The organism is Paraburkholderia sp. GAS333 (genome assembly GCF_050435665.1).
In the GTDB taxonomy this organism is placed as follows: domain Bacteria; phylum Pseudomonadota; class Gammaproteobacteria; order Burkholderiales; family Burkholderiaceae; genus Paraburkholderia; species Paraburkholderia fungorum_A.
This window is the reverse complement of sequence record NZ_JBNDKS010000010.1, coordinates 1-14,224: the sequence shown is the minus strand read 5'-3', so window position 1 is coordinate 14,224 and position 14,224 is coordinate 1. Positions and strand designations below refer to the sequence as shown.

The window sequence follows — 14,224 nt, the reverse complement described above, 5'->3', positions numbered from 1 at the left end:
AAAGCACTCAGTCTTGTCGAAAAAAAAGCCGCTCAGTCGAAACTGAGCGGCTTCGCTGGCTAGAGCCCCAAGCGGCTTGCGCCGCTGGGACTTACTCGCCTGAGTGCTGCTGTTCGGCGGCCGGGGTTTCCGGCGTACCGAATTCGAACGACTCTTCCGCTGCGATCTGATCGAAACGCTCGCGGTCGGACAGTTCCTTGCTCTTGCGTGCCTTGTGGAACGCGAGACCCGTACCAGCCGGAATCAGACGGCCGACGATCACGTTTTCCTTCAGACCACGCAGGTCGTCGCGCTTGCCCATAATCGCCGCTTCGGTCAACACGCGGGTCGTTTCCTGGAACGACGCTGCGGAGATGAACGAATCGGTCGACAGCGACGCCTTCGTGATACCGAGCAACACGTTTTCGTACGTTGCCGGACGCTTGTCTTCCGCGATCATACGGTCGTTCTCGTCGAGCATATCCGACCGCTCGACCTGTTCGCCCGGGATGAAACGCGTATCGCCGTTGTCCGTAATCTGCACGCGGCGCAGCATCTGACGAACAATCACTTCAATGTGCTTGTCGTTGATCTTCACGCCTTGCAGACGGTACACGTCCTGCACTTCGTCCACGATGTAACGCGACAGCGCTTCGATACCTTGCAGACGCAAGATGTCGTGCGGATCGGCCGGACCGTCGACAATCATTTCGCCCTTGTTGACGACCTGACCATCGTGCACCAGAACCTGCTTTTCCTTCGCGATCAGGAACTCGTGCTGGTTGCCCTCGAGGTCCGTGATAACGAGACGCTGCTTGCCCTTCGTGTCCTTACCGAACGACGTCGTACCCGTGACTTCCGCCAGGATACCTGCGTCCTTCGGCGAACGTGCTTCGAACAGTTCCGCCACACGCGGCAGACCACCGGTAATGTCACGCGTTTTCTGCGATTCAACCGGAATACGTGCGAGCACTTCACCGACCTGCACTTGCTGACCGTCCTTCACGGTGATCAGAGCGCCGACCTGGAAGCCGATCTGCACCGAATGCTCGGTGTTCGGGATCTTGACTTCTTCGCCGTTTGCGTCGAGCAGCTTGACCTGCGGACGCACCGTCTTTGCCGCTTGCGAACCACGACGCTTCACGTCGATCACGACCAGCGTGGACAGACCCGTCACATCGTCGATCTGCTTCGCTACCGTCACGCCTTCTTCGACGTTTTCGAACTTCACCGTACCGCCCCACTCGGTGATGATCGGACGCGTCATCGGATCCCACGTTGCCAGTTGCGTGCCGGCCTTGATCTGCGCGCCGTCGAGTTGCAACAGCGTCGCGCCGTACGGCACCTTGTGACGTTCGCGCTCGCGACCGTGGTCGTCGGTGATCATCGCTTCGCCCGAACGCGAGATGACGATCTGCTCGCCCTTCGCGTTGGTGACGTAACGCATCGTTGCCGTGAAACGCACCGTACCGTTCGACTTCGCTTCAACCGACGAAGCCACTGCCGCACGCGATGCCGCACCACCGATGTGGAACGTACGCATCGTGAGCTGCGTGCCCGGTTCACCGATCGACTGCGCAGCGATAACACCGACTGCCTCACCGACGTTGACCGACGAGCCGCGGCCCAGGTCGCGGCCGTAGCAGGCTGCGCACAGACCGTAACGCGTTTCGCAAGTCAGCGGCGTACGCACGCGCACTTCGTCGATGCCGAGGCGTTCGATTTCTTCGACCGCATCTTCGTCGAGCAACGTGCCCGTTTCGTACAGCGTTTCCTGCGATTCCGGATTGACGACGTCAGCGACCGTTACGCGACCCAGAATACGGTCACGCAGCGCTTCGACGACTTCACCGCCTTCGACCAACGCCTTCATCGCGACGCCGTTGGACGTACCGCAATCGTCCTCGACCACCACGAGATCCTGCGTCACGTCGACCAGACGACGCGTCAGGTAACCCGAGTTCGCCGTCTTCAGTGCCGTATCAGCCAGACCCTTACGTGCACCGTGGGTCGAGATGAAGTACTGCAACACGTTCAGGCCTTCACGGAAGTTCGCCGTAATCGGCGTTTCAATGATCGAGCCGTCCGGCTTCGCCATCAGGCCACGCATACCGGCCAGCTGACGAATCTGAACTGCAGAACCACGAGCACCCGAGTCCGCCATCATGTAAATCGAGTTGAACGATTCCTGACGCGTCTGGTTGCCGTCGCGGTCCACAACCGGTTCCGTCGACAGCTGCTCCATCATCGCCTTGCCGACCGCTTCCGACGTTGCCGACCAGATGTCGACCACGTTGTTGTAGCGCTCTTGCGACGTGACGAGACCCGACATGTACTGACGGTCGTATTCCTTCACCTTCTTCGCGGCGTCGCCGACGATGGTTTCCTTCTGCGGCGGCACGAGCATGTCGTCGACGCAGATCGAGATACCAGCGCGCGTTGCCAGACGGAAACCCGACTGCATCAACTGGTCGGCGAAAATCACCGTTTCACGCAGACCGCACTTGCGGAACGCGGTGTTGATGAGGCGCGAAATTTCCTTCTTCTTCAGCGGCTTGTTCAGCACCGAGAACGGCAGGCCCGGCGGCAGAATTTCCGACAGGATCGCGCGGCCAACGGTCGTTGCGTACAGCGTGATCTTCGGCACGAATGCCGGAGCGCCTTCCGACTTGTCTTCGTTGTGGACCATTTCAGTGATCCGCACGTTGACGCGCGATACCAGCTCGACTTCCTTGTTCTCGTACGCACGCAGCGCTTCCGAGACGCCCGTGAACGTCAGGCCTTCGCCCTTGGCGTTCACTGCTTCGCGGGTCGCGTAGTACAGACCGAGCACGATATCCTGCGACGGCACGATCGACGGATCGCCGTTGGCCGGGAACAGGACGTTGTTCGACGCCAGCATCAGCGTGCGCGCTTCCATCTGCGCTTCCAGCGACAGCGGCACGTGAACAGCCATCTGGTCACCGTCGAAGTCGGCGTTGAACGCCGCGCAAACGAGCGGGTGCAGCTGGATTGCCTTACCTTCGATCAGCACCGGCTCGAAAGCCTGAATGCCAAGACGGTGCAGCGTCGGCGCACGGTTCAGCATGACCGGATGTTCGCGGATCACCTCTTCGAGGATGTCCCACACCACCGGCGTCTGGTTCTCGACTTCCTTCTTCGCAGCCTTGATGGTGGTAGCAACACCCATCACTTCGAGCTTGTTGAAGATGAACGGCTTGAACAGTTCGAGCGCCATCAGCTTCGGCAGACCGCACTGATGCAGCTTGAGCGTCGGGCCGACCACGATCACCGAACGGCCCGAATAGTCAACGCGCTTACCGAGCAAGTTCTGACGGAAACGACCGCCCTTACCCTTGATCATGTCAGCGAGCGACTTCAGCGGACGCTTGTTCGCGCCGGTCATCGCCTTACCGCGACGGCCGTTGTCGAGCAGCGAGTCGACGGCTTCCTGCAGCATCCGCTTTTCGTTGCGGACGATGATTTCAGGCGCCTTCAACTCGAGCAGACGCTTCAACCGGTTGTTACGGTTGATCACGCGGCGATACAGGTCGTTCAGGTCCGACGTCGCGAAACGGCCGCCGTCCAGCGGCACCAGCGGACGCAGTTCCGGCGGCAGCACCGGCAGCACTTCGAGCACCATCCAGTCAGGCTTGATGCCCGAACGCTGAAAAGCCTCGAGCACCTTCAGGCGCTTCGCGTACTTCTTGATCTTCGCTTCCGAACCCGTGTTCTTGAGTTCGGTACGGAGCATCTCGACCTGTTCGTCGATGTTGATCGCGCGCAGCAGCTCGCGAACGCCTTCCGCGCCCATCTCGGCACGGAATTCGTCACCGTATTCTTCGACCTTGTTGTAGTAATCCTCTTCGGTCATGATCTGCCGCGCTTTCAGCGGCGTCATGCCCGGGTCGATCACGACATATGCTTCGAAGTACAGCACGCGTTCGATGTCGCGCAGCGTCATGTCGAGCACCATGCCCAGACGCGACGGCAGCGACTTCAGGAACCAGATGTGAGCGACCGGCGAGGCCAGCTCAATGTGGCCCATCCGTTCGCGACGCACCTTGGCCAGCGTCACTTCGACGCCGCACTTCTCGCAGATCACGCCACGATGCTTCAGGCGCTTGTACTTGCCGCAAAGGCATTCGTAGTCTTTGATCGGCCCGAAGATCTTCGCGCAGAACAGACCATCGCGTTCCGGCTTGAACGTCCGGTAGTTGATGGTTTCCGGCTTCTTCACTTCGCCGAACGACCACGAACGGATCTTGTCTGGCGAAGCCAGACCGATCTTGATCGCGTCAAAAACTTCGGGTTGTTGGACTTGCTTGAATAGATCGAGCAGAGCTTTCATTGCCTTCTCTCCGTAGTCCGATTAGTTGCGGTCGAGGTCGATGTCGATACCCAGCGAGCGGATTTCCTTCACCAACACGTTGAAGGATTCCGGCATGCCTGCATCGATCACGTGATCGCCCTTGACCAGGTTCTCATACACCTTGGTCCGGCCTGTCACGTCATCCGACTTCACCGTCAGCATTTCTTGCAGCACGTACGATGCGCCGTACGCTTCGAGCGCCCACACTTCCATCTCACCGAAACGCTGGCCACCGAATTGCGCCTTACCGCCCAACGGCTGCTGCGTCACGAGCGAGTACGGGCCCGTGGAACGCGCGTGCATCTTGTCGTCGACCAGGTGGTGCAGTTTCAGGTAGTGCATGTAGCCGACCGTTACCGTACGTTCGAACATCTCGCCCGTGCGGCCGTCGTACAGACGAACCTGATTCTTCGACGGCGTCATGCCGAGGTTCTTCGCGATGTCGTCCGGGAATGCCAGATCCAGCGCGCGCGACATTTCTTCTTCCGTCGCACCGTCGAACACCGGCGTTGCGAACGGAACGCCTTCGCGCAGGTTCTTCGCCAGTTCGACGATTTCCTCGTCGGTGAAGCTGTCCAGCTCTTCAGCGCGGCCCGACTCGTTGTAGATCTTGGTCAGGAATTCGCGCAGTTCAGCGATCTTCGCCTGACGTTGCAGCATTTCGCCGATACGCCAGCCCAGACCCTTCGCGGCCCAACCCAGATGCACTTCGAGAACCTGACCCACGTTCATCCGCGACGGCACGCCGAGCGGGTTCAGAACGACGTCAGCCGGACGGCCGTCGGCCATGTACGGCATGTCTTCGATCGGAACGATCTTCGACACGACACCCTTGTTACCGTGACGGCCAGCCATCTTGTCGCCAGGTTGCAGACGACGCTTGACTGCCAGATACACCTTGACCATCTTCAGCACGCCCGGCGGCAGTTCGTCGCCTTGCGTGAGCTTCTTGCGCTTTTCTTCGAACGCGAGGTCGAACTGGTGGCGCTTTTCTTCGATCGAGTTCTTGATCGCTTCGAGCTGTGCCGCTGCTTCTTCGTCCGCGAGGCGGATGTCGAACCAGTGGTAGTGATCCAGATCTTCCAGGTAAGCCTGTTCGATCTTCGTGCCCTTCGCCAGCTTCTTCGGACCGCCGTTCGCGACCTTGCCGTCGAGCATACGTGCCAGACGCTGGAACGCGTCGCCTTCCACGATGCGCAGCTGGTCGTTCAGGTCGAGGCGATAACGCTTCAGTTCATCGTCGATGATCTGTTGCGCACGCTTGTCGCGCTGAATGCCTTCACGCGTGAACACTTGCACGTCGATGACCGTGCCGCTCATGCCCGACGGCACGCGCAGCGACGTGTCCTTCACGTCCGAAGCCTTCTCGCCGAAAATCGCGCGCAGCAGCTTTTCTTCCGGCGTCAGCTGGGTTTCGCCCTTCGGCGTGACCTTACCGACCAGCACGTCGCCTGCTTCGACTTCCGCGCCGATGTACACGATGCCCGACTCGTCGAGACGGCCAAGTTGCACTTCAGCCAGGTTCGAGATGTCGCGCGTGATTTCTTCCGGTCCGAGCTTCGTGTCGCGAGCTACGACGTTCAGTTCTTCGATATGGATCGACGTGTAACGGTCGTCAGCAACGACCTTCTCCGAGATCAAAATCGAATCTTCGAAGTTGTAGCCGTTCCACGGCATGAACGCGATCAGCATGTTCTGGCCGAGCGCGAGCTCGCCCAGATCGGTCGATGCGCCGTCAGCCAGCACGTCGCCACGAGCAACCTTGTCGCCCATCTTCACGATCGGACGCTGGTTGATGTTCGTGTTCTGGTTCGAACGCGTGTACTTGATCAGGTTGTAGATGTCGACACCGACTTCACCGGCAACCGCTTCGTCGTCGTTCACGCGAATCACGATACGGCCTGCGTCGACGTAATCGACCACACCGCCGCGGAATGCCTGAACCGTCGTACCCGAGTCGACTGCCACCGTGCGTTCGATACCCGTACCGACCACGGCCTTTTCAGGACGCAGACACGGCACAGCCTGACGCTGCATGTTCGAACCCATCAATGCGCGGTTCGCGTCATCGTGCTCGAGGAACGGAATCAGCGATGCTGCCACCGACACGATCTGCGACGGCGCCACGTCCATGTACTGGATGCGGTCCGGCGTGACCATCAGCGTTTCGCCCGCTTCACGCGACGACACCAGTTCGTCGGTCAGCGAGCCGTCTTCAGCAACCGCCGCGTTCGCCTGAGCGATCACGTAACGGCCTTCTTCAATCGCCGACAGGTAGTCGATCTGATCGGTCACCTTGCTGTCCACGACCTTGCGATACGGCGTTTCGAGGAAGCCGTATTCGTTCAGGTGCGCATACAGAGCGAGCGAGTTGATCAGGCCGATGTTCGGACCTTCAGGCGTTTCAATCGGGCACACGCGACCGTAGTGAGTCGGGTGCACGTCGCGGACTTCAAAGCCAGCGCGCTCACGCGTCAAACCGCCCGGGCCAAGTGCCGAAACACGGCGCTTGTGGGTGATTTCCGACAGCGGATTCGTTTGGTCCATGAACTGCGACAGCTGCGACGAACCGAAGAACTCGCGAATTGCCGACGAAATCGGCTTCGAGTTGATCAGGTCGTGCGGCATCAGGTTTTCGCTTTCGGCCTGGCCGAGGCGTTCCTTCACAGCACGTTCGACACGCACGAGACCTGCACGGAACTGGTTTTCCGCCAGTTCGCCGACGCAACGCACACGACGATTGCCCAAGTGGTCGATGTCGTCCACTTCGCCCTTGCCGTTACGCAGCTCGACCAGGATCTTGATCGTTGCGAGGATGTCGTCGTCCAGCAGCGTCATCGGGCCGACGATCTCGTCGCGACCCACGCGACGGTTGAACTTCATACGACCCACCTTGGACAGGTCGTATGCGTCTTCGCTGTAGAACAGACGGTTGAACAGCGCCTCAACCGCTTCTTCGGTCGGCGGTTCGCCCGGACGCATCATGCGGTAGATCGCGATGCGAGCGGCCATCTTGTCCGCGGTTTCGTCGATACGCAGCGTCGACGAGATGTACGGACCTTGATCCAGATCGTTCGTATAGAGCGTCTGGATGTCTTTGATCTTCGATTCGCGCAGCTTGTCGAGGACGGTTTCGGTGATTTCGTCGTTCGCGTTAGCGATGACTTCACCCGTGTCGCCGTCGACAACGTTCTTCGCAAGCACGCGGCCGAGCAGATAGTCTTCCGGGACCGAGATGAACTTGGTCTTCGCGTTGTCGAGATCGCGAATGTGCTTCGCGTTGATCCGCTTGTCCTTCTGGACGATCACGTTGCCATCACGGTCGGTGATGTCAAAGCGCGCGACTTCACCACGCAGACGCTCCGGCACGAATTCCATCTGCGCGCCTTCCGGCATCAGCGTGAAATTGTCGAACACGAAGAAGTTTGCGAGGATCTGTTCCGGCGACAGGCCGATAGCCTTCAGCAGGATCGTGACCGGCATCTTGCGGCGACGGTCGACGCGGAAGTACAGCACGTCCTTCGGGTCGAACTCGAAATCGAGCCACGAACCGCGGTAAGGAATGATACGTGCCGAGAACAGGAGCTTGCCCGAGCTGTGCGTCTTGCCCTTGTCGTGTTCGAAGAACACGCCAGGCGAACGGTGCAACTGCGAAACGATCACGCGTTCCGTGCCGTTGATGACGAATGAACCGGTCGGCGTCATGAGCGGAATTTCGCCCATGTAGACTTCCTGTTCCTTCACTTCCTTGACGACCGGCTTGCTCGGCGATTCCTTGTCGAGCAGCACCAGACGCACTTTCGCGCGCAGGGCCGAGCAGTACGTCAAACCGCGCTGCTGACATTCCTTGATGTTGAATGCCGGCGGCGACAGCATATAGCTGACGAACTCGAGACGAGCGAACCCGTTGTGCGAAACGATCGGGAAAACGGATGTAAACGCCGCTTGCAGGCCTTCCGGCTTGCGTTGCGTAGACGACGTGTCTGCTTGCAGAAACGTGCTGAATGATTCAAGCTGGGTAGCCAGCAGGAAAGGTACTTGGTGAACGATGGGGCGCTTCGCAAAACTCTTGCGAATACGCTTCTTCTCGGTGAAGGAATATTGCATACGATCTCCGAATCACGGCGGGCATTGTTGTCGAGGCAGGATACCTTGATGAGACAACCCGAGTGTTCACCGACTGAGACCCGATGGCCGTCCGATGGCTTGAACGAGCCTAGAAGCTTGGTGGTTGGCCGCTACCAACCGCTGGCTGACGGCAGCGGATGCCTATGTTGCCCGCTACCCGACCAAACTTGCCTTCTGCAGTCGCTTCAGAAGACAAAGAGAAACGCCGGTCAATGTTGCCGAATGGCGATTTTCTTTGGCTTCTAGGAACGACGTTTCTGCCGAAACAAGCCTGCAAAAACGTAGCCCCCACAAAGCACAAAAAGGCCGGCGGTGAAAAACCGCCAGCCTTCGCACAGCGCGCTGAAACTTACTTGATTTCAGCCTTCGCGCCGGCTTCTTCCAGCTTCTTCTTGGCTTCTTCAGCAGCAGCCTTCGGTACCGATTCCTTAACAGGCTTCGGTGCGCCGTCGACCAGGTCCTTCGCTTCCTTCAGGCCGAGACCCGTCAGTTCACGAACAGCCTTAATGACCGAAACCTTGTTCGCGCCGACTTCCGTCAGGTTGACCGTGAATTCGGTTTGCTCTTCAGCAGCAGCAGCAGCGCCGCCTGCCGGGCCTGCCACTGCAACAGCAGCTGCCGACACGCCAAACTTCTCTTCGAACGCCTTGACCAGTTCGTTCAGTTCCAGAACCGACATCGAGCTTACTGCTTCGAGGATGTCTTCTTTTGCGATTGCCATTTGAAATACTCCTAAATTGAATTCGGATACAGCCAGCGATCAATCACGCTCGACTGAAGTGCGTTACGCAGCGGTTTCTTCGCCTTGTTTCTTTTCAGCCAGCGCGGCCAGAGCGCGCGCGAAGCCAGAAACAGGTGCTTGCATAACGTACAACAGCTTGGAGAGCAGTTCTTCGCGGCTCGGGATGCTTGCCAGCGCTTGCACGCCAGCCTTGTCCATCACCTTGCCTTCGTAGGAACCAGCCTTGATGATCAACTTGTCATTGGTTTTGCCGAAGTCGTTGACGACCTTAGCAGCAGCAATTGCATCTTCCGAGATGCCGTAGATCAGGGGGCCAGTCATCTGCTCTGCCAGCGGAGCAAACGGGGTACCTTCGACAGCGCGACGCGCCAGCGTGTTCTTCAACACGCGAAGGTAAACCTGTTGCTCACGCGCTTTCGCGCGCAGCTTGGTCAGATCGCCAACCGCGATTCCACGATACTCAGCCAGAACCACGGTCTGGGCTTTCGCGACTTGCGCGGCAACCTCAGCGACGACGGCCTGCTTGCTTTCTTTGTTGAGTGGCACGGTTAACCTCCAGATTCGATACACACAGCGTGCGCCATGCGTACCGCGTTCAATAACGGCGTCCGACCAGTCAGGAGTATTTCGACCGCCTGACACCCGCATTACTGCGGAGATCAACCGGCTTCATCACTACAAAACCTTTTCGGGTTCGCCATCTGCGTTGGCTTGAATTAAGGGCCCGCCTACCTGCTGCTTGCCCACCAACGGTCTTTGACAACCGGTTGCGCGATGCATACTGCCACCTCGCAACCGCCCAAAGCCCATAAAACCGCCCCGACTCACGCCGAGGCGATGAGATTCATTACTGTGCAGCGATCGATGCCTGGTCGACGCGAACGCCAACACCCATCGTGCTCGACACTGCAACCTTGCGCAGGTAGACACCCTTGCTCGTTGCCGGCTTCGCCTTTTGCAGCGCGTCGACGAGAGCATTCAGGTTGCTACGCAGAGCCGTCGGCTCGAACGAAGCACGGCCGATGGTGGCGTGGATGATACCCGCCTTGTCGACACGGAATTGCACCTGACCAGCCTTGGCATTCTTGACCGCAGTCGCGACGTCCGGCGTAACCGTGCCAACCTTCGGGTTCGGCATCAGGCCGCGCGGGCCGAGGATCTGACCCAGCGTACCGACAACGCGCATCGTGTCCGGCGAAGCGATCACGATGTCGAAGTCCAGCTTGCCAGCCTTGACTTGTTCAGCCAGGTCTTCCATACCGACGACTTCTGCGCCAGCTGCGCGAGCCTGCTCAGCCTTTTCGCCTTGAGCGAACACCGCGACGCGAACCGACTTACCAGTACCTGCCGGCAGAACGACCGAACCACGAACCACTTGGTCCGACTTCTTCGCGTCGATGCCGAGTTGCACTGCGACGTCGATCGACTCGTCGAACTTCGCGCTTGCGCATTCCTTGACGAGCGACAGAGCCTCGTCGATCGCGTACAGTTTTTGACGATCAACTTTGGCTGCAAATGCTTGCAGACGCTTTGAAAGCTTAGCCATTTACACGCCCTCCACGGTGATGCCCATCGAGCGGGCGCTACCAGCGATCGTACGAACCGCTGCGTCCAGATCAGCTGCCGTCAGATCGGGCATCTTGGCCTTGGCGATGTCTTCAGCTTGAGCGCGGGTGATCGTGCCGACCTTGTCGGTATGCGGCTTGCTCGAACCCTTGTCGATCTTCGCTGCCTTCTTGATCAGAACCGTAGCCGGCGGCGTCTTCAGAACAAACGTGAAGCTCTTGTCCGCGAACGCGGTGATCACGACCGGAGTCGGCAGACCCGGCTCCAGTGCTTGAGTCTGCGCGTTAAACGCCTTGCAGAACTCCATGATGTTCAGGCCGCGCTGGCCCAGTGCCGGACCGACCGGCGGCGACGGGTTGGCTTTACCTGCAGGGATCTGCAGCTTGATAAAGCCGATGATTTTCTTTGCCATTTTGAAAACCTCTTTGGAACGCCGGATGAAAACAACCAGGCGCTCAGTGAGTGATAGCGCGCGTTCGTCGAAACTGAACTACTTACGCTCCTCAACGGCCATTACGCGGACCGTAAGCGCGAAATACGGAACGCACCATCTGGTGCGCTCCGTGGAATTCTGGATTACAACTTTTCGACTTGGCCGAATTCCAGCTCGACCGGCGTTGCGCGGCCGAAAATTGTAACGGAAACACGCACGCGCGACTTTTCGTAGTTCACTTCTTCGACGCTGCCGTTGAAATCCGTGAAAGGACCATCCTTCACTCGAACCATCTCGCCAACTTCAAACAGGGTCTTCGGACGCGGCTTTTCCACGCCTTCCTGCATTTGCGACATGATTTTTTCGACTTCCCGCGGGGAAATCGGGCTTGGGCGATTACGCGCACCGCCGACGAAACCAGTCACCTTAGCCGTGTTTTTCACGAGATGCCACGTTTCGTCCGTCATTTCCATTTCCACCAGCACGTAGCCAGGGAAGAAACGACGTTCGGTCACAGATTTGTGACCGCCCTTGACCTCAACCACTTCTTCAGTCGGAACAAGGATTTGACCAAACTGGTCCTGCATGCCAGCACGTTCAATGCGCTCCTGAAGCGCACGTTGCACGCTCTTCTCCATGCCGGAGTAGGCGTGCACCACATACCAACGCTTGCCGCTCGGGGACGCCGGAGTATCGCTCATATCATTTCCAACCCAGAATCACCGAGAAAATCGCCCATTCGATGGATTTATCACTAACCCAAAGAAAGATTGCCATGACAAACACGAAGCCGAACACTACTAGCGTTGTTTGGGTGGCCTCTTTACGAGTTGGCCAAACAACCTTGCGAACTTCTTTGTACGAGTCTTTGGCGAAAGCGATGAAACCCTTGCCAGGCGCGGAGAGGAGACCGACTGCAACACCCGCGATAGCACCAACAGCCAAGGCAGCTCCGCGGACGTACCATTCCTGACCGTTAAGCCAGAAGAACCCCACGAACCCGGCCAAGACCAACAATACGCCCGCGACGAGCATCAGCTTGTCGCCGGATGTATTTACAGTTTCGACGGAAGGATTCGCCATAACACCTTAACGAAGCGCCATACACGACGCGAAAGTTGGCAGGGGCAGAGGGAATCGAACCCCCAACCTTCGGTTTTGGAGACCGACGCTCTGCCAGTTGAGCTATGCCCCTAAACCATTTGGGGTTGACGACACCGCCAACCCCTAAAACTACCGATCAACGAGAACTAACTGGCTTACTCGAGGATCTTTGCAACCACACCAGCGCCGACCGTACGGCCGCCTTCGCGAATTGCGAAACGCAGACCTTCTTCCATCGCGATCGGGTTGATCAGCTTCACCGTGATCGACACGTTGTCGCCCGGCATGACCATTTCCTTGTCCTTCGGCAGCTCGATCGAGCCCGTCACGTCCGTCGTACGGAAGTAGAACTGCGGACGGTAGTTGTTGAAGAACGGCGTATGACGACCGCCTTCGTCCTTGCTCAGCACGTACACTTCAGCCGTGAAGTGCGTGTGCGGGTTGATCGAACCCGGCTTCGCCAGAACCTGGCCACGCTCCACGTCTTCACGCTTCGTGCCGCGCAGCAGGATACCAACGTTGTCGCCTGCCTGACCCTGGTCGAGCAGCTTGCGGAACATTTCCACGCCCGTGCAGGTCGTCTTCACCGTCGGCTTGATACCGACGATTTCGATTTCTTCGCCGACCTTGACGATGCCGCGCTCAACGCGACCCGTCACCACCGTGCCACGACCCGAGATCGAGAACACGTCTTCCACCGGCATCAGGAACGCACCGTCAACTGCGCGCTCCGGCGTCGGGATGTACGTATCCAGCGCGTCGGCCAGATTCATGATCGCCACTTCGCCCAGCTCGCCCGCATCGCCTTCCAGCGCCAGCTTGGCCGAACCCTTGATGATCGGCGTGTCGTCGCCCGGGAAGTCGTACTTCGACAGAAGTTCGCGAACTTCCATTTCAACGAGTTCCAGCAGCTCAGCGTCGTCCACCATGTCGCACTTGTTCAGGAACACGATGATGTACGGAACGCCAACCTGACGGGCCAGCAGGATGTGCTCGCGCGTTTGCGGCATCGGGCCGTCTGCAGCCGAACACACCAGGATCGCGCCGTCCATCTGCGCTGCGCCCGTGATCATGTTCTTCACATAGTCAGCGTGGCCCGGGCAGTCAACGTGTGCGTAGTGGCGGTTAGCCGTTTCGTACTCGACGTGTGCCGTGTTGATCGTGATACCACGTGCCTTTTCTTCCGGCGCCGCGTCGATCTGGTCGTATGCCTTTGCTTCGCCGCCAAACTTCTTGGTCAGAACCGTCGTGATCGCTGCCGTCAGCGTGGTCTTGCCGTGGTCAACGTGACCGATCGTGCCGACGTTCACGTGCGGCTTGGTCCGCTCAAACTTACCCTTGGCCATTTTCGACTCCTAAGAGGATTTTTCCGTACGTTGCGCCGGGCGCAAACAATCACCGTGTATTTCTGGTGCCCATGGGCAGGATCGAACTGCCGACCTCTCCCTTACCAAGGGAGTGCTCTACCACTGAGCCACATGGGCGCTACTTCTGTATTGCTGGAGCGGGTGAAGGGAATCGAACCCTCGTCGTAAGCTTGGAAGGCTTCTGCTCTACCATTGAGCTACACCCGCAGAACTTATGGATTCCCAACAACTACTACAGCTTGCATTCTGGTGGAGGAGGTTGGATTCGAACCAACGTAGGCGTAAGCCAACAGATTTACAGTCTGCCCCCTTTAGCCACTCGGGCACCCCTCCGCGGAGAACTAGTGATTATGATGGAACTACCACTTGTTGTCAACAACTTCTTGACTGTTCCGAATCATATGCTCTCACTTATATAGTGAGTAAATCCACGCTCAAAAACGCAGAAACCCCACCTTTGTGGGGTGGGGTTTCTGATGCTGCTGGGGAGCCTGACGATTACCTACTTTCACACGGGCAATCCGCACTATCAT

The 14,224-nt window shown here is 58.5% G+C and carries 10 protein-coding genes and 4 tRNA genes; 1 reads left to right on the top strand and 13 read right to left on the bottom strand.

Features of this window, described 5'->3' with window-relative positions:
• Positions 1-91 precede the first annotated feature (91 nt).
• Positions 92-4,330, bottom strand: coding sequence for a DNA-directed RNA polymerase subunit beta' (gene rpoC, locus ABH945_RS32585; protein ID WP_074762369.1), 4,239 nt, complete (start codon positions 4,328-4,330; stop codon positions 92-94).
• 21 nt (positions 4,331-4,351) lie between these two features.
• Positions 4,352-8,458: a DNA-directed RNA polymerase subunit beta gene (rpoB, locus tag ABH945_RS32580; protein ID WP_074762370.1), complete on the bottom strand. Its 4,107-nt coding sequence runs from the start codon at positions 8,456-8,458 to the stop codon at positions 4,352-4,354.
• A 124-nt stretch (positions 8,459-8,582) separates the two neighbouring features.
• Between rpoB and ABH945_RS32575 the strand changes: the two genes are divergently transcribed.
• Positions 8,583-8,795, top strand: a complete 213-nt coding sequence (locus ABH945_RS32575; protein WP_429253401.1) for a hypothetical protein — start codon at positions 8,583-8,585, stop codon at positions 8,793-8,795.
• Between the two features lie 33 nt (positions 8,796-8,828).
• On the opposite strand, the gene rplL is transcribed toward ABH945_RS32575, so the two are convergent.
• From rplL to ABH945_RS32520, 11 genes are all read right to left on the bottom strand, one after another.
• Positions 8,829-9,200 (bottom strand): 50S ribosomal protein L7/L12, encoded by a 372-nt coding sequence (gene rplL, locus ABH945_RS32570; RefSeq protein ID WP_074762371.1) that lies wholly within the window; start codon positions 9,198-9,200, stop codon positions 8,829-8,831.
• A 63-nt stretch (positions 9,201-9,263) separates the two neighbouring features.
• On the bottom strand, positions 9,264-9,767 hold the full coding sequence (gene rplJ, locus ABH945_RS32565) for a 50S ribosomal protein L10 (RefSeq protein ID WP_074762372.1): 504 nt from the start codon (positions 9,765-9,767) through the stop codon (positions 9,264-9,266).
• Between the two features lie 301 nt (positions 9,768-10,068).
• On the bottom strand, positions 10,069-10,767 hold the full coding sequence (rplA, locus tag ABH945_RS32560; RefSeq protein WP_074762373.1) for a 50S ribosomal protein L1: 699 nt from the start codon (positions 10,765-10,767) through the stop codon (positions 10,069-10,071).
• Positions 10,768-11,199 (bottom strand): 50S ribosomal protein L11, encoded by a 432-nt coding sequence (gene rplK / locus ABH945_RS32555; RefSeq protein ID WP_074762374.1) that lies wholly within the window; start codon positions 11,197-11,199, stop codon positions 10,768-10,770.
• Positions 11,200-11,363: 164 nt separating this feature from the next.
• Positions 11,364-11,921, bottom strand: coding sequence for a transcription termination/antitermination protein NusG (nusG, locus tag ABH945_RS32550; RefSeq protein ID WP_007180147.1), 558 nt, complete (start codon positions 11,919-11,921; stop codon positions 11,364-11,366).
• A 1-nt stretch (position 11,922) separates the two neighbouring features.
• Complete coding sequence (gene secE / locus ABH945_RS32545; protein ID WP_015003929.1) at positions 11,923-12,303, bottom strand: preprotein translocase subunit SecE; 381 nt, start codon at positions 12,301-12,303, stop codon at positions 11,923-11,925.
• A 36-nt stretch (positions 12,304-12,339) separates the two neighbouring features.
• Positions 12,340-12,415, bottom strand: a tRNA-Trp gene (locus ABH945_RS32540).
• 64 nt (positions 12,416-12,479) lie between these two features.
• A complete protein-coding gene (tuf, locus tag ABH945_RS32535) occupies positions 12,480-13,670 on the bottom strand; it encodes an elongation factor Tu (RefSeq protein ID WP_074762375.1) in 1,191 nt (396 codons plus the stop codon).
• 63 nt (positions 13,671-13,733) lie between these two features.
• Positions 13,734-13,808, bottom strand: a tRNA-Thr gene (locus ABH945_RS32530).
• Positions 13,809-13,824: 16 nt separating this feature from the next.
• Positions 13,825-13,898, bottom strand: a tRNA-Gly gene (locus ABH945_RS32525).
• 40 nt (positions 13,899-13,938) lie between these two features.
• Positions 13,939-14,024: transfer RNA gene (locus ABH945_RS32520), tRNA-Tyr, on the bottom strand.
• Between the last annotated feature and the right edge of the window lie 200 nt (positions 14,025-14,224).